Annotated in this window: 19 protein-coding genes, 1 tRNA gene and 1 pseudogene; 8 read left to right on the forward strand and 13 right to left on the reverse strand. The window is 64.6% G+C overall.

The features are described from left to right. Positions 1 to 39 precede the first annotated feature (39 nt). The gene (locus tag G7078_RS08945; protein ID WP_166095218.1) at positions 40 to 870 is read left to right on the forward strand and encodes a class I SAM-dependent methyltransferase; all 831 of its coding nucleotides are present in this window, start codon (positions 40 to 42) and stop codon (positions 868 to 870) included. A gap of 34 nt (positions 871 to 904) precedes the next feature. Here G7078_RS08945 and G7078_RS08950 read toward each other — a convergent pair. After that, positions 905 to 979: transfer RNA gene (locus G7078_RS08950), tRNA-Val, on the reverse strand. Between the two features lie 48 nt (positions 980 to 1,027). Beyond that, entirely contained in the window at positions 1,028 to 1,405 is a 378-nt protein-coding gene (cpdR, locus tag G7078_RS08955) for a cell cycle two-component system response regulator CpdR (protein WP_166095220.1), read from the reverse strand. 97 nt (positions 1,406 to 1,502) lie between these two features. Here cpdR and G7078_RS08960 point away from each other — a divergent pair, with 97 nt between their 5' ends. After that, positions 1,503 to 2,351: an N-formylglutamate amidohydrolase gene (locus G7078_RS08960; RefSeq protein ID WP_166095223.1), complete on the forward strand. Its 849-nt coding sequence runs from the start codon at positions 1,503 to 1,505 to the stop codon at positions 2,349 to 2,351. Positions 2,352 to 2,355: 4 nt separating this feature from the next. Here G7078_RS08960 and G7078_RS08965 read toward each other — a convergent pair whose 3' ends face one another. Continuing rightward, on the reverse strand, positions 2,356 to 3,144 hold the full coding sequence (locus tag G7078_RS08965) for a SapC family protein (protein ID WP_166095225.1): 789 nt from the start codon (positions 3,142 to 3,144) through the stop codon (positions 2,356 to 2,358). A gap of 179 nt (positions 3,145 to 3,323) precedes the next feature. Between G7078_RS08965 and G7078_RS08970 the strand changes: the two genes are divergently transcribed. The 3 genes from G7078_RS08970 to yghU all read left to right on the forward strand — a co-directional run bounded on the left by G7078_RS08970 (position 3,324) and on the right by yghU (position 6,149). Then, entirely contained in the window at positions 3,324 to 3,752 is a 429-nt protein-coding gene (locus tag G7078_RS08970) for a hypothetical protein (RefSeq protein WP_166095227.1), read from the forward strand. Positions 3,753 to 3,831: 79 nt separating this feature from the next. Then, positions 3,832 to 5,220, forward strand: a complete 1,389-nt coding sequence (locus tag G7078_RS08975) for a DEAD/DEAH box helicase (protein ID WP_166095230.1) — start codon at positions 3,832 to 3,834, stop codon at positions 5,218 to 5,220. An 80-nt stretch (positions 5,221 to 5,300) separates the two neighbouring features. Continuing rightward, positions 5,301 to 6,149, forward strand: a complete 849-nt coding sequence (yghU, locus tag G7078_RS08980; protein ID WP_166095232.1) for a glutathione-dependent disulfide-bond oxidoreductase — start codon at positions 5,301 to 5,303, stop codon at positions 6,147 to 6,149. Here yghU and tgt read toward each other — a convergent pair. The 10 genes and pseudogenes from tgt to G7078_RS09030 all read right to left on the reverse strand — a co-directional run bounded on the left by tgt (position 6,130) and on the right by G7078_RS09030 (position 14,816). Continuing rightward, positions 6,130 to 7,251, reverse strand: coding sequence for a tRNA guanosine(34) transglycosylase Tgt (gene tgt, locus G7078_RS08985; RefSeq protein WP_166095235.1), 1,122 nt, complete (start codon positions 7,249 to 7,251; stop codon positions 6,130 to 6,132). The genes yghU and tgt overlap by 20 nt on opposite strands. A 38-nt stretch (positions 7,252 to 7,289) precedes the next feature. Next, complete coding sequence (locus tag G7078_RS08990; RefSeq protein WP_166095237.1) at positions 7,290 to 8,204, reverse strand: hypothetical protein; 915 nt, start codon at positions 8,202 to 8,204, stop codon at positions 7,290 to 7,292. Further along, the gene (locus G7078_RS08995; RefSeq protein WP_166095240.1) at positions 8,201 to 9,562 is read right to left on the reverse strand and encodes a glycosyltransferase family 2 protein; all 1,362 of its coding nucleotides are present in this window, start codon (positions 9,560 to 9,562) and stop codon (positions 8,201 to 8,203) included. Before G7078_RS08995 ends, G7078_RS08990 begins: the two co-directional genes overlap by 4 nt. Before the next feature lie 151 nt (positions 9,563 to 9,713). Beyond that, complete coding sequence (queA, locus tag G7078_RS09000; RefSeq protein ID WP_166095242.1) at positions 9,714 to 10,742, reverse strand: tRNA preQ1(34) S-adenosylmethionine ribosyltransferase-isomerase QueA; 1,029 nt, start codon at positions 10,740 to 10,742, stop codon at positions 9,714 to 9,716. A 36-nt stretch (positions 10,743 to 10,778) separates the two neighbouring features. Beyond that, positions 10,779 to 11,339, reverse strand: a pseudogene (locus G7078_RS09005) (peptidylprolyl isomerase); the annotation flags it as partial. Between the two features lie 9 nt (positions 11,340 to 11,348). Further along, positions 11,349 to 11,843, reverse strand: coding sequence for a pantetheine-phosphate adenylyltransferase (coaD, locus tag G7078_RS09010; RefSeq protein ID WP_166095244.1), 495 nt, complete (start codon positions 11,841 to 11,843; stop codon positions 11,349 to 11,351). A gap of 1 nt (position 11,844) precedes the next feature. Beyond that, complete coding sequence (locus tag G7078_RS09015; protein ID WP_166095247.1) at positions 11,845 to 12,759, reverse strand: polyprenyl synthetase family protein; 915 nt, start codon at positions 12,757 to 12,759, stop codon at positions 11,845 to 11,847. Beyond that, positions 12,749 to 12,994: an exodeoxyribonuclease VII small subunit gene (locus G7078_RS09020; RefSeq protein WP_166095249.1), complete on the reverse strand. Its 246-nt coding sequence runs from the start codon at positions 12,992 to 12,994 to the stop codon at positions 12,749 to 12,751. The genes G7078_RS09015 and G7078_RS09020 overlap by 11 nt, the downstream gene beginning before the upstream one ends. Before the next feature lie 32 nt (positions 12,995 to 13,026). After that, positions 13,027 to 13,710, reverse strand: a complete 684-nt coding sequence (locus G7078_RS09025; RefSeq protein ID WP_166096307.1) for a DUF1013 domain-containing protein — start codon at positions 13,708 to 13,710, stop codon at positions 13,027 to 13,029. A 107-nt stretch (positions 13,711 to 13,817) separates the two neighbouring features. Then, positions 13,818 to 14,816, reverse strand: a complete 999-nt coding sequence (locus tag G7078_RS09030; protein WP_166095251.1) for an NAD(P)H-quinone oxidoreductase — start codon at positions 14,814 to 14,816, stop codon at positions 13,818 to 13,820. A gap of 15 nt (positions 14,817 to 14,831) precedes the next feature. On the opposite strand from G7078_RS09030, the gene G7078_RS09035 reads away from it, so the two are divergent. From G7078_RS09035 to G7078_RS09045, 3 genes are all read left to right on the forward strand, one after another. Beyond that, a complete protein-coding gene (locus tag G7078_RS09035) occupies positions 14,832 to 15,059 on the forward strand; it encodes a DUF1192 domain-containing protein (protein WP_425505244.1) in 228 nt (75 codons plus the stop codon). A gap of 102 nt (positions 15,060 to 15,161) precedes the next feature. Further along, a complete protein-coding gene (gene clpA, locus G7078_RS09040; RefSeq protein WP_166095253.1) occupies positions 15,162 to 17,483 on the forward strand; it encodes an ATP-dependent Clp protease ATP-binding subunit ClpA in 2,322 nt (773 codons plus the stop codon). Between the two features lie 70 nt (positions 17,484 to 17,553). Further along, on the forward strand, positions 17,554 to 19,272 hold the full coding sequence (locus G7078_RS09045) for a M28 family metallopeptidase (RefSeq protein WP_246166339.1): 1,719 nt from the start codon (positions 17,554 to 17,556) through the stop codon (positions 19,270 to 19,272). The last annotated feature ends 13 nt before the right edge of the window (positions 19,273 to 19,285 follow it).

Consider the following 19,285-nt stretch of genomic DNA (forward strand, 5'->3'; position numbering starts at 1 on the left):
CGCCATTGCAGACGCGACAACGATTGGGAACTTCGCCGCATGAGACTGTCCACCGCACTCGCCTTGGCTTCAGTTGCGCTCCTGCCGCTGGCGGGATGCCAGACGCTTTCGCCGGTCGCCCCCACGCATCTTGCGGCGCTCGACGCCGCCGTCGCGGCTCCCACCCGGACCTCCGACAACATTGCCCGCGACCGCTATCGCCATCCGCTTGAGACGCTGTCGTTCTTCGGGGTTCGGCCCAGCGACACCGTGGTCGAGATCTGGCCGGGCGGCGGCTGGTATACGGAAATCCTCGCGCCCTATCTCGCCGGCGGCGGTGGGCGGCTGATCGTCGCCACTCCCAATGGCCAGCTCGGCGGCGTCGCCAAGCTGCGAGATGCCAATCCGGCGCTCTACGGCGGGGTCAGTTCCGCCGTGTTCCCGGCGTTCAAGGCAACCGATTCGCGGGTCACGGCGGGAAGCGTGGACGTCGTGCTGACCTTCCGCAACGTCCATAATTGGCGAATGGGATATCAGCGCGCGGACAAGCAGGATTACAGCGCGGAGGCGTTCCGCCAGATGTTCGCGATGCTGAAGCCCGGCGGTACGCTGGGCGTCGTCGATCACCGACTGCCGGAAGCCGCGAGCGCGCAGCGGGAGCGGGAGAGCGGCTACATCAAGGTGTCGACGGTTCGCGCACTTGCGGAAGCCGCCGGTTTCCGCCTCGTCGCCGCGTCGGAGGTCAATGCCAACCCGCTAGACACGACGGATTGGGAAGATGGGGTTTGGACCCTGCCGCCAACGCTGGCGCTCAAGGATAAGGATCGCAACCGCTACCTGGCGATCGGCGAGAGCGACCGGATGACTCTGAAGTTCGTCAAGCCGCGCTGAGCCAGCGTTAAACCACTGTATTTGCTGGAAAAGATGGTGGGCGTGGCAAGGATTGAACTTGCGACCCCTGCGATGTCAACACAGTGCTCTACCACTGAGCTACACGCCCACTCGACGCGCGACTTAGAGAGGCCGGGCGCTTGGCGCAACCCGCTGTTTAGAGGCGGCCGTGCTGATCCTCGGTCTGGAAGATCCGATCCACCTCCGCCACCAGGTCCTTCAGGTGGAAGGGCTTGGACAACATCTTCGCCTCGGGCGCCGTTCGGCCGCTCTGCAACGCCACCGCGGCGAAGCCGGTGATGAACATGACCCGGATCGACGGATCGATCACCGAAGCCTTTTGCGCCAGCTCGATCCCGTCCATTTCCGGCATGACGATGTCGGTCAGCAGCAGGTCGAACTGCTCTTTTTCAAGCAGCGGCATCGCCTCGGTCCCGCAGCCCACGGATTCGACGTCATAGCCCACACGCTGCAGCGCACGCTGCAGATATTCGCGCATCGACGTGTCGTCTTCGGCAAGCAGGATTCGTGGCATCACCCGCTTGTATGCCTGCAAGGCTTAAGATTTTCCAGACGCCAAGTCCCATTCTGGGGCGTTGACGCGCCAGCGCGCGCTCTAGAGTAGGAAATCGGTGCACGAACCCCTTCCCGGCCCAATCGTCCATTTGCCACGCGGCCCCCACCCCGTCTTGCTGTCTATCCCGCACGCCGGCCGGGATTATCCCGCCTGGCTGGTCGAAATGGCGCGCGGCGGGCGGCGGTCACTGCAACCGCTTGAAGACCCTCTGGTGGACCGCCTGGCCTGGCGTGCAATCAACCAGGGCGTTGGCGCGGTCGTCGCGCAAGCGCCCCGGGCGGCAATCGACTGCAACCGGGCCGAGGATGAGGTCGATCCGGCGCTGGTCCCGGACTTCGCGGCGCGATGGACGGCTTCACGGCCCAGCGCGCGTACCCGATCCGGCCTGGGGATCGTGCCTTCCAAGACTGCGGCCCACGGTCATCTTTGGCGGCGGCAACTGAGCGGGGACGAGTTCGAACAACGGCTTGCCCAGGTTCATCGCCCCTATCACGCCGCGGTTGCGGCGCAGTTGCAGGCGATCGTCAGCCGCTTCGGCGCCGCTGTCCTGCTGGACTGTCACTCCATGCCCCCCGTTCCGAGCGGCAGCGAGGTCGTCCTCGGCGACCGCTACGGCCGCACTGCGGCACCCTGGGTGGTTGCCGAAGCCGCAGCGATCGTTGCCGACGCGGGCTTCGACTGCGCAATCAACGATCCGTACGCGGGTGGCCACGTCGTCGAACATCACGGCGGGCCGCACTATGGTGTCCACGCGCTACAAGTTGAAATCGACCGCAGCTGCTATCTCGACCGCAGCGGCGAGCCGAGCCGCCACTTCGACCGGGTAGCCCGGTTGATCGAGCAGCTTGCGCTGCGCCTGGGGCAGGCGCTGATCAGCCGAAGCCTTCCGGCAGCGGCCGAATAAGGCGTTACCCTTCGATCGGGACCTGGAATGGGGCCGTCGGCCCCTTCCCCTGTTCGACCTGGCGCTGGAAGACTTCGCGGATCTGCGCCAGCGAAAACAGGTGCGCGTAGAGAAGCGGCAGCATGCCGTTCTGGTTCATCTTGCGCAGCTCATCGCCGCGCAGTTCGCGCAGCTTTTCCTCGTCGACCATGCGGAACCCGCGGAACACGAAGGGCTGGTCGACCCCTTCCGGCTGGATTGCGACTTCGCCGTCCATCAGCAGACCGCTGGACTTAAGCTCTTCCATGAAAGCATTGGTCCGCTGCGCCGCCGTTTCGAACTGCTCGCAAAACTGCAGGATCGACTTGGTCGCATCGGTAGGCTGGCCGTCGTCATCGAACAGCCTCTCGCCTTCATCGAAACTGCCGATCGCTTCGAGGGAAGGATCGAAGCACAAGGACAATTCCTCGGCATCTTCAGTCAGGCGCGCGAGAAGGAAGGGATAGCGGCGCAGGTAAGCCGGAACGTAAATGCGCTCGAGCAGCTCGCCATCTTGGCCCATGAAGACGTTGACGCCCTCGGTAAGGCCCATCAGCGCCAGCGGCACCGGCGTGTCGCCGGTGGAGAAGATGATCGGATAGTGGCGCCCCGCCAGCTGGAATTCTTCTACGGTCACCGGCACGGCGTGGGTCTTGCTGACCTGCTCTGCCGGCTTGGTCGGGCGGACCCGCATCTGGCCGTGCACTTCCGAGCTGAGCGGCTGGATCGAGCTATAGAGCAGCGGCAAGGATTGGTTGGGCGCTTGGGTCGCCATCGAGTGTCTCCTGGGAACGAGCCGTGCTGCCCAGAGCGGCGAGCGCGAGCCAATTGAATTTGCGCGAAGCCTCTATGCAACGGCCGGCCATTGCGCAACTCCTGTCCCGGTGATCGAGGCGGCGATTAATCGATGGTTCAACGGGTTGCTGCGAGGCCGGCACCGATGACTGCTGCCCGATGATCCTGTTCTTCCCCCTGATCCCGATGCTGTTCGGCGCCGCCGCGGCGCCGGACTGGTTCCCGCGCGTCCGTATGTCGTTCGTTCAGGATGAGATGGTTTTGCGCATTCCCGCTCGGCCGCCCGTCGCTAACGGCCAGTCACAGTGGAAGGAGCGCAAAGGCCCCAAGTGCATCTCCGGGGAAAAGCTGCGCGGTGCGGTACTTTCGGGCAGCGACCAGGTCGATTTCATCCTCCAGGATCGCAAGCGCGTCCGCGCCCGACTGGATAGCAATTGCCCGGCGCTCGACTTCTACGAAGATTTCTACCTGAGTTCCCGCGACGGGAAGATTTGCGTCAGGCGCGACGCCATCCGGTCGCGGATGGGCGGCACCTGCACGATCCGGAAGTTCCGCAAGCTGGTGCCCGTCAAAGGCCAGATTCCTTGACATCTGGGGCCTGTCGGCGCTAGCGCGAAGCGCTTTCCGCGCCGCGACATGCTGGCGCTTTTTAACATCCGGATATTGAATGACCTTCGCCGATCTCGGCCTTTCTGAGCATTTGCTGCGCGCCGTCTCCGACAGCGGCTACAACGATCCCACGCCGATTCAGCGGGCCGCCATTCCGTCGGTGCTGATGGGCAAGGATTTGATCGGCATTGCCCAGACGGGGACCGGCAAGACTGCCGCGTTCGTGCTTCCGATGATCGACATCCTGGGCCAGGGCCGGAGCCGCGCGCTGATGCCACGCTCGTTGATCCTGGAGCCGACGCGGGAGCTTGCCGCCCAGGTTTCCGAGAATTTCGAGAAATACGGCAAGTATCAGAAGCTCTCGATGGCGTTGCTTATCGGCGGGGTTCAGATGGGCGACCAGATCAAGGCGCTCGAAAAGGGCGTCGACGTCCTCATCGCCACGCCGGGCCGGTTGATGGACCTGTTCAGCCGCGGCAAGATCCTGCTTACCGGCTGCGAGCTACTGGTCATCGACGAGGCCGACCGGATGCTCGACATGGGCTTCATTCCGGACATTGAGGAAATCTGCTCGAAGCTGCCGCGCACCCGGCAGACCTTGCTGTTCTCGGCGACGATGCCGCCGCCGATCCAGAAGCTTGCCGCCAAGTTCCTCAACGAGCCCAAGCGCGTCGAAGTCGCTCGCCCGGCCACCGCCAACGTCAATATCGAGCAGCGCCTGGTCGAAGTGCGCGCCGACAAGAAACGCGACAAGCTGCGCGACCTCCTCCGCCACGAAGAGGTTCGCAACGCGATCATCTTTTGCAACCGCAAGACGACGGTTCGGGAGCTTGCCACAAGCCTCAAGCGCTCCGGATTCGCGGTCGGCCAGATTCACGGCGACATGGACCAGTCCGACCGGATCGCCGAATTCGACCGCTTCAAGCAGGACGAAATCAACATATTGGTCGCATCCGACGTCGCGGCGCGCGGTCTCGACGTCAAAGGTGTCAGCCACGTCGTCAACTTCGACGTGCCGTGGCAGCCGGATGATTATGTCCACCGGATCGGCCGCACCGGACGCGCCGGCGCCACCGGAATCGCCATAACCCTGGCCACGCGCGAGGATTCGGACGCGGTTTCGGCCATTGAAAAGCTGCTGGGAACCAAGATCACGCGCGCGTCGGCCACTGAAGCCGAGCCCGCGCCCGATGCCGCTCAGCAATCGTCGAAGCCGGCGGCCCCGGCCGCACGCGAGGATCGGGCTTCCGAAACTCCTGCACCCAAGAAGCCGCGCCGCACCAGGGCTTCAAGCAAGCCCAAGGCTGATGCTGCGCCGGTCGATGCCGCGCCGGTCGAGCCGTCTGAACCCGCGCCGGCCCAGGCGGAGCGCACGCCGGTCGTCGAAGATATTGCCGAAGAATGGAATGGGCCCATGCCCAGCTTCCTTTCCGTCAGCGCCGGCTAATCCAACCCGGTCACACCGCTGACACTGGAAAGCATCCGTCGCGCCTCCTAGCTGCCCTCCCTAACCAGAGGACACGATCGATGAGCGACGATGGAGTTTATGTTCCGCCCCGGGTCTGGACCTGGGAGCAGCCGAGCGGCGGCAAGTTCGCAAGCATTAACCGTCCAGTCGCGGGCGCCACCCACGACAAGCCACTGCCCGTCGGCAAGCATCCGCTTCAACTCTATTCGCTCGCCACGCCCAATGGGCAGAAGGTGACGATCCTGCTCGAGGAACTGCTCGAACGAGGCATAACCGAAGCCGAATATGACGCATGGCTGATCCAGATTTCGGACGGCGACCAGTTCGGCAGCGGGTTCGTTGAAGTGAATCCGAATTCGAAGATTCCCGCCTTGGTGGACCGCAGCAGGCCCGAACCGGTCAGCCTATTCGAAAGCGGCGCCATTCTCCTCTACCTCGCCGAAAGGTTCGGCCCATTCCTGGGCACGTCCCGGCCGGCGATGCTGTCCTGGCTGATGTGGCAGATGGGCAGCGCGCCTTTCCTCGGCGGGGGCTTTGGCCATTTCTATGCCTATGCGCCGGAAAAGCTCGAATATCCGATCAACCGCTACGCCATGGAGGCCAAGCGCCAGCTCGACGTGCTCGACCGTCGCCTTGCCGAGCAGCCGTTCGTCGCCGGTGCGGAATATAGCGTCGCCGATATCGCTATCTGGGCCTGGTACGGACAGCTCGCGCTCGGTCGAATCTATGGCAGCGCCGCCGAGTTCCTGTCGGTCGACGACTATTCGAACCTGCAGCGCTGGGCGCACCAGATTGACGAGCGCCCCGCGGTCAAGCGCGGAATCTTGGTCAATCGTGCCGAGGGCGGCCTGCGCGAACGGCACTCGAGCGCCGATTTCGATTCTTTGGCTATCGCCGATAACGGCTGACGAAATCGGTCGCGAACGCATCGAGCCGGTGGTCGCCGATCGCGTCGCGAAGCCTTTGCATCAGCCGCTGGTAAAACCACAGGTTATGCTCGGTCATGAGCATTGCGCCGAGGATTTCGCCCGAGCGCACCAGGTGATGGACGTAGGCGCGCTCGAAGGTCGAGCAGGTCGGGCACGGGCAGCCGGGCTCGACCGGCTCGCGATCGTCGGCGAAGCGGGCATTGCGGATGTTGATCGGCCCGTCGGCGGTGAAGGCCTGCCCGGTGCGGCCGGACCGGGTCGGGAGCACGCAATCGAACATGTCGATGCCGCGTTGGACCGCGCCGACGATGTCGTCCGGCTTCCCAACGCCCATCAGGTAACGCGGTTTGTCGACGGGGAGCTGTTGCGGCGCAAAGTCGAGGCAGCCGAACATCGCCTCCTGCCCCTCCCCGACCGCCAGGCCGCCCACGGCGTAGCCATCGAAGCCGATTTCGATCAGCCCGTCCGCCGACCGCCTTCGCAACTCTTCGTCTAGGGCGCCCTGCTGGATCCCGAATAGCGCCGCTTGCTCGGCATGTTCGCCCCCGCGGTCGAATTCCTCGCGCGACCGCCGGGCCCAGCGGATCGATCGCTCCATCGCCGCCGCCTGCTCGTCACGGCTGACCGTCGTCGGCACGAGCTGGTCGAACTGCATGACGATGTCGGAGCCCAGCAGGCGCTGGATTTCGACCGAGCGTTCGGGCGAGAGCATATGCCGCGTGCCGTCGAGATGGCTGGCGAAGGAAACGCCCTCTTCGGTCAACTTGGTCAGCTCGGAAAGGCTCATCACCTGATAGCCGCCGCTGTCGGTCAGGATCGGGCGATCCCAGCCCATGAAGCGGTGAAGTCCGCCCAGCCTTGAGACTCGCTCGGCGCCAGGCCGAAGCATCAAGTGGTAGGTGTTGCCAAGGATGATATCGGCGCCCGATGCGCGAACGCCTTCCGGCTTGACGGCCTTAACCGTCGCCGCCGTTCCCACCGGCATGAACGCCGGGGTGCGAATCTCGCCCCGCTGCATCCGGATCGTACCGGTGCGCGCGCGACCATCGGTCGCCGAGATGGAGAAGGAAAAGCGGGCCACCGCGCTCGACTAGCGATGCGCGCCGCGTCTGACGAGGCTCAGAACGCTTTGGTCAGCCCGGCCCGGAACTGGACGTAGCTGTAGGTGAAACCCGTGCTGACCGGCGTGTTGCTGTAAAGTAGGTCGGCCGAGAACGCCCATTCCCGGTTGAACCGAGGGCTCGTCGCCCGGGCGTTGAGGTAACGGGAGCTGTGCCAGTCGGAGCCGGAGTCGCGTTGCGCGCCATATCCGGCCGCGCCGAGTAACTGCCAGCCGGAAACGAACCGGCGCATCTGCAGGACCGGAAGCACCTGCGCATACCAGCGCGGCGAATAATAATCATACTCGCCCGGCTCGCTGCTGCGGAAGTAGCGCGTGCGAAGTTGCGCGCTCAACCCGCTGCCCGGATCGATCACGTGGATGTAGTTGCCGCGCAAATGCAGGCGCACGTTGTCGCCAGTGAATTCCTGCGCGCCGACAAAGGCGGTGAAGATGTTGCGGTCGTTCGCGGGCAAGTCGATCGCCGCCCCCGCGAAGGTGTAATAAATGCCCTTGGACACGCCGAGCGGGGTCTCGATCATCTCTCGCTCGACGAAGAACTCCTTACGAAACTTGGCTTCGTCATGAACGGTCGCGGAGCCAAGCAGCGTGTGGCCGTCGGTGCCGACGGTGGCGGCCCACTTCCAGCGACCGGAGTCGTCGGCGAGCCGCAGGTAAGCGCGGTCGAACGTCCTCGATTCCTGGCCCAGTGGCGTGAACCGCACCCGTTCGACGCGAACGCCCTGATAATCTTCAGGCCCGCGGTAACGCCAGTCGAGGTTAAACCCAGCCTTGATCACCTCCGTGTCTTCGGCGTCGGACGAGAAAAAAACGTCCGCTCCGACCGCGTGGTTGATGGCCACGTCCGATTGCTGCGCCAGCGATGGCGTGGCGGTCGTCGCCGCGGCCAGCGCGAGGATTGAGCGGGCGATCATTTGGTACCCCATTTCTTGCGGAGCCCGGCGATTTCGACTGCATAGCCCCAAACGCAGACCGGCTGCATGACCAGCGTATAGACGAGCAGATAGAAAATCAGCCCCGCCGGGTTGTGGCGAACCTGCAGGCCCTGCTTGTGAAACATCTTCGATTGCGTGCGGTAGATGATCAGGTTCCACAAAGCCGCAAGCGGCAGGACCGCGAGCGTCATCGGCCCTGCGATCCAGAAGATCTGGAAGAAGATTGCGGCAATGATGCCGGGGATGAAGATGAAGGTGTAGGCAATGTCCAACGGCAGGAACAACAGGTTCCACCAGATGAACATCTGCGTCAGTCGGGGCTTGAACAGCAGCCGCTCGTGATGGCTGAATGCCTCGATCAGGCCGCGCGACCAGCGCTGGCGCTGCCGCGCGAACTGCCGGAACGTCGTCGGCGCGTTCGTCCAAACGATCGCATCTTCGGCATAGCCGACCCGATGGCCCTGCCGAAGCAGCGCCCAGGTCAGGACGATGTCCTCGCCAACGCTTTCCGGCCAGCCGCCGACTTCGACCAGTGCGTCGCGGCGATAGATGGAGAAGGCGCCCTGTGCGACCAGAGTGCCCTGGTACAGGCTCTGCATCCGCTTCACCGCGGCGATGCCGTGGAAATAATCCCATTCCTGCGCGCCGGTCAGCAGGTTCACCCGCGAATTGCGCACCAGCACCGCGCCGGCGACCGCAACGGTGTTGGGCGGATCCGACAGCAACCGCTCGACGATATCGGTCAGCGCGTCCGGGTGCAGCCGTGAATCGCCGTCGATGGTGACGATGAGGTCATGCTTGGCGACCCGAAGTCCGGAATTGAGCACCGCGGCCTTGCCCCGGTTGATCTTGAAATCGAGAATCCGGACCTCGGCCTGCGGCGGGAAGGAGAGCCGGCTGATCACTTCCTGCGCAATCTCAACCGTGCGGTCGGTCGAACCGTCGTTCAGCACCAGGACTTCAAGCGGGCCGGCGTAATCCTCGGCCGCGATAGTCTCGAGCGTTTCCTCGATCGCTGCCTCTTCCTGATAGGCGGCAATCAGCACGGTGACGCCGGGATAGGTCGCCGGCTTAACCCGCTTTGGCCGCCGGTCCAGCAGCAGGCTGGTGACCAGGAAGGCGTTCATAAAGCCGGGAATGTAGGCGATGAACGAGATGGCGAAGAGGGCGAAGATCGGGTCGGTCAGGTCGCCGAGCGTTGCGACCCACTTGCGCGAAATGATTATGCTGAAGAGCATCCACAGGACTGCGACCGCCAGCGCCAACACGAACTTGGCGCGCACCGAAAAATAGAAACGCTTCGGCACACGCGGGAGCGTGGCTGCTAACTCGGTCATAAATGCTGGTCTCTGATCTGTCGCGGCCGGCCCAATCGGCCTAGGCAACGTCCGTTAAATTATCGTTTAACGTGCTGCCAATACGGAGGAAAGGCCGTGTCGGCCCATTTCGATGGAGTCGCAATTTTTTACGGCCAACGGTTGCTCGGCCTTAGCCGGGAAACAGCAAGCTGCCATCACCATAACTATAGAAACGATAGTCGGCCTCGATCGCGTGGGCGTAAATCGCCTTCATCGCGTCCACGCCCATCAGCGCACTGACCAGCATGAACAAGGTTGATCGGGGCAGGTGGAAATTGGTCATCAGTCCATCGACTGCCCGGAACCTGTATCCCGGCGTGATGAAGATGGCCGTGTCCCCTTCGAACGCAGCAATCCGGCCAGAATCATCGGCGGCACTTTCGAGCAAGCGTAGCGAAGTGGTGCCGACGGCGATGATCCGCCCGCACGCTGCCCGGGCGCGATTGAGCCGATCGGCAGTCGCCTGGGTGATCCGACCCCATTCGGAATGCATCCGATGTTCCGCAGTGGTTTCCACCTTGACCGGCAGGAAGGTCCCCGCGCCGACATGCAGGGTCAGCACCTCGCGCGCTACCCCGCGCCGGTCGATCGCGTCGAGCAGCCGCTGGGTGAAATGGAGCGAGGCGGTCGGCGCCGCTACCGCGCCCTCCTCGGCCGCGAACACGGTCTGGTAATCGGCGCGGTCCTGTTCGTCGGTCGGTCGCTTGGAAGCGATGTAGGGCGGCAGCGGCATCCGGCCCGCGCGTTCCAGCAGGAGCTCGGCCGGCTCGTCACCTTCGAACGCGATGAGGATGCTGCCGTCATCGGCCCGCTCGACCGCCGTCGCGGCCACGCCCGCGTCGAACTCCAGCCGGTCCCCGGGGCGAACCCGCTTGGCATTGCGAACGAACGTCCACCAGCTGCGCGGCCCCGCGCGCTTGTGCAGCGTCACCCCGATCTTTGCTTCCCCCCGCTGCCCTTCGAGCTGGGCAGGGATTACCTTCGTGTCGTTGAACACCAGCACGTCGCCGGGTTCGAGCAAGTCGGGCAGGTCGAGGATCGTGCGGTCGTCGATTCGTCCACCGGAAGCGACCAATAGTCGGGCGGAATCGCGCGGACGTGCCGGGCGCAGGGCGATCCGGTCGGCAGGAAGGTCGAAATCGAACAGGTCAACGCGCATGAGAAAGCGCCCTAGCCGCTCAAGCGGTCAGCCCCCAAGCGTCGCTTTCACGATCGTCGTCGGCTCCTCCGGCGGCTCGCCCGGCGCGATGGAATCGACCGCGTCCATCCCCGAAATCACGCGGCCGAAGACGGTGTAACGGCCGTTGAGCGACGTGTTGGGCGCGAACATGATGTAAAACTGGCTGTTGGCGCTGTCGGGGCTTTCGCTGCGCGCCGCAGCGACGCTGCCGCGCAAATGGAGCAGGGGATTGAATTCGGCAGCGAGGTCCGGAAGCGATGAGCCGCCTTGCCCGGTGCCCTTGGGATCGCCGCCCTGTGCCATGAAGCCGGGCATGACGCGGTGGAACTTGAGCCCGTCGTAAAAGCCTTGCCTGACCAACGTCTGGATTCGCTGTACATGGTTGGGCGCCGCGTCAGGCCGCATCTGAATAACCACCGTCCCGCCGTTCGACAGCTGCAGCGTCAGCCGATTGGCCGGGTTGGCGGCCACATCCGCAGGGACAGTCTGGCTAACGGTCGCCGGGGCCGAAGCCGCGGGGACCGCGACCAGCAGCGCGGCTGCAACGAACGGCAGCGCGAATACGCTCTTCACGATCGATTCTCCTTACGCGCCACGGCCCAGCTGCCGAGCGACATCGGCGGCCACTCTGGGCGGGACAAACTTGTCGATAGCCCCGCCATAGCGGGCGATCTCCTTAACCAGCCGTGACGCGATCGGCTGGAGCGAGACATCGGCCATCAGGAAGACCGTCTCGATCCGATTGTTGAGCTGCTGGTTCATGCCCGCCATCTGGAATTCATATTCGAAGTCGCTGGCGGCGCGGAGCCCGCGAATGATGATGGCCGCTCCCTGGCTGACCGCAAAGTCCATCAGCAGCGAATCGAACTCGACGACCTCGATATTGGCGCTGCAACCTACGACTTCGCGCCGGACCATCTCCAGCCGCTCGGCGACGCTGAACATTGGCTGCTTGGACGGATTGGTGGTCACCCCAATGACTAGCTTGTCGACCAGCCTGGTGGCGCGCTTGACGATATCCAGGTGGCCCAGCGTGATCGGGTCGAAAGTGCCTGGGTAAACGCCGATACGCTCGCTCATCTCAACGATCCCGCTCTATCGCGAAGCGCGCGATCGCCCGCAGCAAATCCGCTTCTTGCCCATGACGGTCAAGGCGGCCGATTGCGTGATCTACCAATTCGTTCGCTCGTCGCCGCGCCCCGTCGGCGCCGAGCAGCGACACGAATGTCGCCTTGCCCGCCGCCGCGTCCTTGCCGATCCGCTTGCCGGCCGCCGCTTCGTCGCCGCCATCGTCGATCAGATCGTCGGCAATCTGAAAAGCCAGTCCCACCTCTTCGGCGTAAGCCTGGTACGGCGCGCGGTCGGCGGGGTCCAAGGCCGCCAGGATGCACGGCGCTTCGATCGCATATTCGATCAGGGCGCCCGTCTTGAGCTGCTGCAGCCGAGTGATCGCTTGCAGGTCCAGGCGTCGGCCTTCGGCGGCCAGGTCCATCATCTGCCCACCCGCCATCCCGGACGGACCCGCCGCACGAGCGAGCGCAAGCGCGAGTTGCGAGCGGATTGCCGCGTCCGGATGGGTCGCCTCGTCGGCAAGGATTTCGAACGCAAGCGCGTGGAGGCTGTCTCCGGCGAGCACCGCGGTGGCCTCGTCAAACGCCATGTGGACTGTCGGCTTGCCGCGGCGCAGGTCGTCGTCGTCCATGCACGGCAAATCGTCGTGGATCAGGGAATAAACGTGAATCGCCTCGACCGCCCCGGCGACGCGCATGGCGCGCGCCTCATCGACCGCAAACAACCGCGCCGCAGCGATCGTCAGGAGCGGCCGAAGGCGCTTGCCGCCGCCCAGGACGGCGTGGCGCATTGCCTCATAAAGCTGGCTTCTGCCGTCGCCGGGAGGCGCCAACAGGGCGGAGAAAAAAGCGTCGATCGCGCGGGAAACCCGCTCCGCTTCGGCCGACAGGTCGACCCGAGCGATTTGCATCGTATCAGCCGGCATCGAAGTCCGTGACGCCCGCCGGCTTGCCGTCGGCGTCAAAGGCGATTTGCTCGATCCTTGCCTGCGCTGCCTTCAGCCGCGCCTCGCAAAGGCGCTTGAGCCGGTCGCCTTCCTGGTAAAGCTCGATCGACTGGTCGAGCGGTGCTTCGCCCTTCTCCAGCGTGCGCACGATCTCCTCGAGCCGCGCCAAGGCTGCCTCGAAGCTAAGGTCGCTCGTCGGGTCCTGCTGGTCCATCGGCTGAGGAATGACGCCCTATGGCCGCCAAATCAACGCTTGAACGGGTCGCGGATGCCCGGAAGGATTTCGTCGGCGCCCAATTCGTCGCCGCGCTCGGCGGCGATCAGTGCGGCATCGGCATCGCGGCTCAGCTGCTCGCGCTGGGCACGCAATTCCACGATCAGCGCCTCGCGGTCGCTGTCCAGCCGCTCGTCGGTCGGTGCGACGGCGCCAAGCGCCTTTTGCGCCTTCGCCACGGCGGCATCGAGCTCGCGCTGGCTGGTGAGGCCGAGCGTCACCGGATCCTTCGGCGTGATATTCGCCATGTTCCAGTGGCTTCGGTCGCGGATCGCGGCGATCGTCGTGCGGGTCGTGCCGATGAGCTTGCCGATCTGGCCGTCGGTCAGTTCCGGATGGTTCTTGATGATCCAGGCAATGCCGTCGGGCTTGTCCTGGCGCTTCGACACCGGGGTGTAGCGCGGCCCCTTGGTGCGGCGCACCGGGTCCGGCTCCTTTTGCATCTTGAGCCGATACTCGGGGTCGCTCTGGCCCTTTTCGATTTCCTCATGGGTCAGCTCGCCGGCCCGAACCGGGTCGCGGCCGGTCAGCTTCGTCGCCGCCGTATCGTCGGCGATCGCCTGCACTTCGAGGATGTGGAGCCCGCAAAACTCCGCAATCTGTTCAAAGCTGAGCGAGCTATTATCGACCAGCCAGGCGGCGGTCGCGTGGGGCATCAGGGGCTGGGCCACTGGCATTCTCCGAATTTGAAAACAAATGAGGCCGCCCCTCCCGGGACGGCCGTGTAGAAATTCATCTACGCGCGCCGGCGTCGCGCGGCAAGTCAGGCAAGCGTCAGGACGATCTTTCCGACATGCTCGCCCGCTTCCATGCGGGCATGGGCTTCGGCCGCGCGATCGAGGGGATAAGTGGCGTCGATCACCGGCCGGAGCTGACCGCTCGCCACGAACGGCCAAACGGCCCGCTCGATTTCCTCACGCAGAAGCGTTTTGAAATTTACGCCGCGGGGGCGAAGTGTCGAACCGGTCAGCGTCAGCCGCCGGCGCATCAGGTCCGGGATCGCGAGCTCGGCCTTGGCCCCGCGCTGGAAGGCGATCGACACGTGCCGGCCGTCGTCCGCCAGGCAAGCGAGATTCCGCGGCAGGTAATCGCCGCCGACCATGTCTAGGACGACCTGAACGCCGCGCTCGCCTGTCACCCGCTTCACCTCTTCGACGAAATCCTGCGTGCGATAGTTGATCGCCGCCGACGCACCGAGGTTGCGGGCGCTGGCGCACTTTTCGTCGCTGCCGCAAGTGACGACGACCTTGATCCCGAACAGGCGGCACAGCGCGATCGCCATCGTGCCGATGCCGCTGGTGCCGCCATGGACCAGCACGGTATCGCCTTCGCCGGCGAAGCCGCGCTCGAACAGGTTCGTCCAGACGGTGAAAAGCGTCTCCGGAATCGCCGCGGCTTCGACCGCCGGCAGCCCCGCCGGCAGCGGCAGGCAGGTGCCCGAAGGAGCAGCGCAATATTCGGCATAACCGCCGCCCGCGACCAGCGCGCAGACAGTCGTGCCGACCAAGTCTCGCGCCCCCTCACCGGCCTCGACCACTTCGCCGGCGACTTCCAGTCCCAGAATATCGGGAGCGCCCGGCGGCGGCGGATAAAGGCCGCGGCGCTGAAGCACGTCGGGCCGGTTCACGCCCGCAGCGGCGACCTTGATCAGCACCTCGCCCGGACCCGCCCGCGGCACCGGCCGCTCGACGATCGCAAGCTCATGCCGTCCGTCCGGCTGCGGCGCCACAATCGCGCGCATCGTTGGGGGAATGACGCTCATTCCCGGCTTATTGACTTGGCCCGTGGAGCGGTCAACGACATCGCCATGGACATCGACGACATGTTCCCGAGCAAGCCCGGCGATCCGTTGACCGAACTCGCCAAGCAGGATCTCGACCCGTTGTCGGTCGACGAGCTTGAAGCGCGCATCGAAGCTCTGAAGGCGGAGATCGGCCGCGTCGAGGCGCACATGCAGCGCGCGACCGCCCACCGTTCAGCTGCGGAACAGCTTTTCAAGCGATAAGTTGGGGATAAGCGGGCCGGCAGCCCTTGATAGGATCGGACCCGCACATGACATTGTGCTTGAGCCTCGGTGAGCTCCGGGGCGGGTGGGAGTCCCTCTTAAATGCCTAGTTTTGCTCGCGAACTCGAACAATCCCTGCACAACGCCCTTGGCGAAGCCAGCCGGCGCAGGCACGAGTATGCGACCCTTGAGCACCTGTTGATCGCACTCGTCGACGACGAGCATGCGTCGAAGGTGATGACCGCCTGCGGCGTCAATCGCGACGAGCTGCGGAGCAACGTCAAGCACTACCTGGACAACGAGCTCGGCGCGCTGGTTGCCGACAGCAGCACCGACCCGACGCCGACGAGCGGGTTCCAGCGCGTCGTCCAGCGCGCGATCCTGCACGTCCAGTCGTCCGGCCGCGACGACGTGACCGGCGCCAACGTGCTGGTCGCGCTCTTTTCCGAGCGGGAGAGCTACGCCGTTTATTTCCTGCAGCAGCAGGACATGAGCCGGCTCGATGCCGTCACCTACATCAGTCACGGCGTCGGCAAGGGCGACACGCCCGCGGAACCCCACGAAATCACTGGTACGGACGAAAAAGCCGCCGAGAAGGAAGGCAAGAAGGAAAGCGCGCTCAAGCAGTTCACGGTCGACCTCAACGAGAAGGCCCGCACCGGCAAAGTCGATCCGCTGATCGGCCGGATGCCGGAGGTCGAGCGCACCGTTCAGATCCTGTGCCGCCGATCGAAGAACAACCCGCTGTACGTGGGCGAGCCGGGCGTCGGCAAAACCGCGATTGCGGAAGGGCTGGCACGCAAGATTATCGAAGGCGACGTTCCCGACGTGCTCAAGCCGGCGGTGATCTACTCGCTCGACATGGGCGCGCTGCTGGCCGGGACCCGGTATCGCGGCGATTTCGAGGAGCGGTTGAAGGCCGTCGTGTCGGAACTCGAAAAGCTGCCCGACGCGATCCTGTTCATCGACGAGATTCACACCGTAATCGGCGCCGGCGCCACTTCGGGCGGCGCGATGGACGCGTCCAACCTGCTGAAACCGGCCCTGTCGTCGGGCACGATCCGCTGCATCGGTTCGACCACCTACAAGGAATTCCGCAACCACTTCGAAAAGGACCGGGCGTTGCTTCGCCGGTTCCAGAAGATCGACGTCAACGAGCCGACGATTGACGACACGATCAAGATCATCGCCGGCTTGCGCAGCTCGTTCGAAGGACACCACAACGTCCGCTACACGCCCGACGCGATCAAATCGGCGGTCGAGCTGTCGGCGCGCTACATCCACGACCGCAAGCTGCCGGACAAGGCGATCGACGTGATCGACGAAGTCGGCGCGATGCAGATGCTGGTGCCGCCGAGCCGCCGCAAGAAAGTGATCACGCCCAAGGAAATCGAGGCAGTGGTGGCGACCATGGCGCGGATCCCGCCAAAGTCGGTGTCCACCGACGACAAGCGCGTGCTCGAACATCTCGAGGCTGACCTCAAGCGCGTGGTGTTCGGCCAGGACATGGCGATCGAAAAGCTCGCGTCGGCGATCAAGCTGTCGCGCGCGGGCCTGCGCGATCCCGACAAGCCGATCGGCAACTATCTGTTCTCTGGCCCGACCGGCGTCGGCAAGACCGAGGTCGCGCGCCAGCTCGCGTCGATCATGGGCATTCCGCTGCAGCGCTTCGACATGTCCGAATATATGGAACGTCACTCGATCAGCCGCCTGATCGGTGCGCCCCCGGGCTATGTCGGTTACGACCAGGGCGGCCTTCTGACCGACGCGGTCGACCAGCATCCGCACAGCGTGCTGTTACTCGACGAGATCGAAAAGGCGCACCCGGACCTGTTCAACATCCTGTTGCAGGTCATGGATAACGGCAAGCTGACCGACCATCATGGCAAGACGGTCGATTTCAGGAACACCATCCTGATCATGACCACCAATGCCGGCGCTTCCGACATGGCGCGCGAAAGCATCGGCTTCGGCAATGCTACCCGCGAAGATGCGCAGGAAGATGCGGTGCGCAAGATGTTCACGCCGGAATTCCGCAACCGGCTGGATGCGATCGTGCCATTCGCTTACCTGCCGCCGGCCGTGGTCGCGCGCGTTGTCGACAAGTTCATCCTCCAGCTGGAGCTGCAGCTTGCCGACCGCGGGGTCCACATCGACCTCGACGACGAGGCGCGGCAATGGCTGACCGACCGCGGCTACGACAAACTCTATGGCGCGCGCCCGATGGGCCGGTTGGTGCAGGAGAAGATCAAGCAGCCGCTGGCCGAGGAACTGTTGTTCGGCAAGTTGGTCAACGGCGGCGAGGTCAAGGTCCGGATCAAGGACAATGCGCTTGCCTTCGAAATGACCCCGGCTGCGCCCAAGCCGAGCAAGAAAGCGGCGGCCGCCAAGCGGAAGACCGCAAAGGCCGACGGCGAAGGGTAATCGCGGAATCCTCTTGAGGTGCGCGGGGCGGTGCGGCAGTGCCGCTTTCGTGCCTTCAGGAGAAACCGCTGTGAAGACGTTCCTCAAGCTGGGCGTCAGCGCGCTCGCGCTCGCCTCCGTTTCCGCCCTCGCCGCCACGCCGAAAGTCACGATCGAGCCGGCCCGCCTCTCGAAACATGTGCAGGTGCTGGGCGCCGACGATTACGAGGGCCGGGCGCCTGCCAGCCGGGCTGAGGCCAAAACCGTCGCCTACATCGCCAACCAGCTCGAGCTTGCCGGGCTGCAGCCGGCCGGCGATGTCGTCGGCGGCAAGCGTCAATGGACACAAGCGGTGCCGCTGCTCCGCGCCGAAATCGTCGGCACGCCCCAATTCACGCTCGATCTGGGCGGCGCTTCGGTCCCGCTGACCCAGGGCAACGAGATCGCAGTGAAAGCGCCGCTCAACGGCGCCAAGGGCGTCGACCTCAGGAGCGCCCCGCTGCTGTTCGTCGGCTACGGAACGTCGGCGCCGGAGCGGAAATGGAACGACTTCAAGGACGTCGACGTCCGCGGCAAGCTGCTGGTCGAATTCATCAACGATCCCGACTTCGACGGCGCTGAAGGTGATTTCGGCGGCAAGGCGATGACCTATTACGGTCGCTGGACTTACAAATATGAGGAAGCGGCGCGGCGGGGCGCCGCCGGCGTTCTCATCATCCACGAAACCGAACCGGCGTCCTACGGCTGGAACACGGTCAAGAATTCCAACACCAACGAGCAGTTCGACATCGTCCGGGACAATTCCTCGGCGGCGCATACCGGCTTCGAAAGCTGGATTCAGCGCGACCTTGCCGATCGCATCTTCCAGGCGTCGGGCATGACCTTCGCGCAGGCCAAGGCGATGGCGAAGCGCAAGGACTTCCGGCCCGTCCCGCTCAAGGCCAGCCTGTCGTCGCGCTTCGATGCGTCCAGTGAGGTGATCACCTCGCACAACGTCGTCGGCTACCTGCCCGGCAAACGCTATCCCGACGAGACCGTGATCTACACCGGCCACTGGGACCACCTCGGCGTCGGCAAGCCCGACGAGAATGGCGACAACATCTATAATGGAGCGCTCGACAATGCGACCGGCATTGCCCAGATCATCGAGCAGGCGCGCGCCTTCGCCCGCGAACCGCGGACCGACCGCTCGGTCGTATTCCTGGCCGTAACCGCGGAGGAAAAGGGGCTGCTCGGCTCCGAATATTACGCGCAGAACCCGCTGTTTCCGCTGGGCAAAACCGTCGGCATCCTCAACACCGATGGGGGCAGCATCAACGGGCCGGCGAAGAACTTCACCATCTCCGGCAATGCCAAGCTCGGCCTGCTCGACATGCTGGTCGAGGAAGGAAAGAAGCAGGGCCGCTACTACAGCCCCGACCCGCACCCGGAGGCGGGCTATTTCTTCCGTTCCGACCACTTTTCGATGGCCAAGGTCGGCGTCCCGGCAATCAGCTTCGGGGGCGGCAACGACCTGGTCAGCGGCGGGACGGCGCGTGGGGAAGCCTTGGCCGCGGCTTATCGCGACAAGCGCTACCACCAGCCGGATGACGAATGGTCGCCGAGCTGGGACTTCCGCGGCATGGCGCAGGACACTCAGCTGCTCCACAACCTGGGCATGCGGCTTGCCAACAGCCGCGACTGGCCGGGCTGGAGTGCGGACAGCGAATTTCGCGCCAGGCGCGACCGCACCGCCGGGGAACGCGGCGGCAGCCCTGCCCCGGCACCGCAGCCGGTGGTGAAGGCGCCGGCAAAGGGTGAGCGCGGCTAAGCCGGCCGGTTCA

The sequence above is a fragment of the Sphingomonas sinipercae genome, assembly GCF_011302055.1.
Lineage (GTDB): Bacteria > Pseudomonadota > Alphaproteobacteria > Sphingomonadales > Sphingomonadaceae > Sphingomicrobium > Sphingomicrobium sinipercae.

Bases quoted from the DNA above. Each gene is read 5' to 3' on its own strand.
- coaD (WP_166095244.1), bottom strand. From the start codon at position 11,843: ATGAGCGAGCGTATCGGCGTTTACCCAGGCACTTTCGACCCGATCACG.
- clpA (WP_166095253.1), top strand. From the start codon at position 15,162: ATGCCTAGTTTTGCTCGCGAACTCGAACAATCCCTGCACAACGCCCTT.
- G7078_RS09025 (WP_166096307.1), bottom strand. From the start codon at position 13,710: ATGCCCCACGCGACCGCCGCCTGGCTGGTCGATAATAGCTCGCTCAGC.
- G7078_RS09020 (WP_166095249.1), bottom strand. From the start codon at position 12,994: ATGGACCAGCAGGACCCGACGAGCGACCTTAGCTTCGAGGCAGCCTTG.
- cpdR (WP_166095220.1), bottom strand. From the start codon at position 1,405: ATGCCACGAATCCTGCTTGCCGAAGACGACACGTCGATGCGCGAATAT.
- G7078_RS09030 (WP_166095251.1), bottom strand. From the start codon at position 14,816: ATGAGCGTCATTCCCCCAACGATGCGCGCGATTGTGGCGCCGCAGCCG.
- G7078_RS09015 (WP_166095247.1), bottom strand. From the start codon at position 12,759: ATGCCGGCTGATACGATGCAAATCGCTCGGGTCGACCTGTCGGCCGAA.
- G7078_RS08945 (WP_166095218.1), top strand. From the start codon at position 40: ATGAGACTGTCCACCGCACTCGCCTTGGCTTCAGTTGCGCTCCTGCCG.
- G7078_RS08970 (WP_166095227.1), top strand. From the start codon at position 3,324: ATGATCCTGTTCTTCCCCCTGATCCCGATGCTGTTCGGCGCCGCCGCG.
- yghU (WP_166095232.1), top strand. From the start codon at position 5,301: ATGAGCGACGATGGAGTTTATGTTCCGCCCCGGGTCTGGACCTGGGAG.
- G7078_RS08995 (WP_166095240.1), bottom strand. From the start codon at position 9,562: ATGACCGAGTTAGCAGCCACGCTCCCGCGTGTGCCGAAGCGTTTCTAT.
- G7078_RS08965 (WP_166095225.1), bottom strand. From the start codon at position 3,144: ATGGCGACCCAAGCGCCCAACCAATCCTTGCCGCTGCTCTATAGCTCG.
- G7078_RS08990 (WP_166095237.1), bottom strand. From the start codon at position 8,204: ATGATCGCCCGCTCAATCCTCGCGCTGGCCGCGGCGACGACCGCCACG.
- queA (WP_166095242.1), bottom strand. From the start codon at position 10,742: ATGCGCGTTGACCTGTTCGATTTCGACCTTCCTGCCGACCGGATCGCC.
- G7078_RS08975 (WP_166095230.1), top strand. From the start codon at position 3,832: ATGACCTTCGCCGATCTCGGCCTTTCTGAGCATTTGCTGCGCGCCGTC.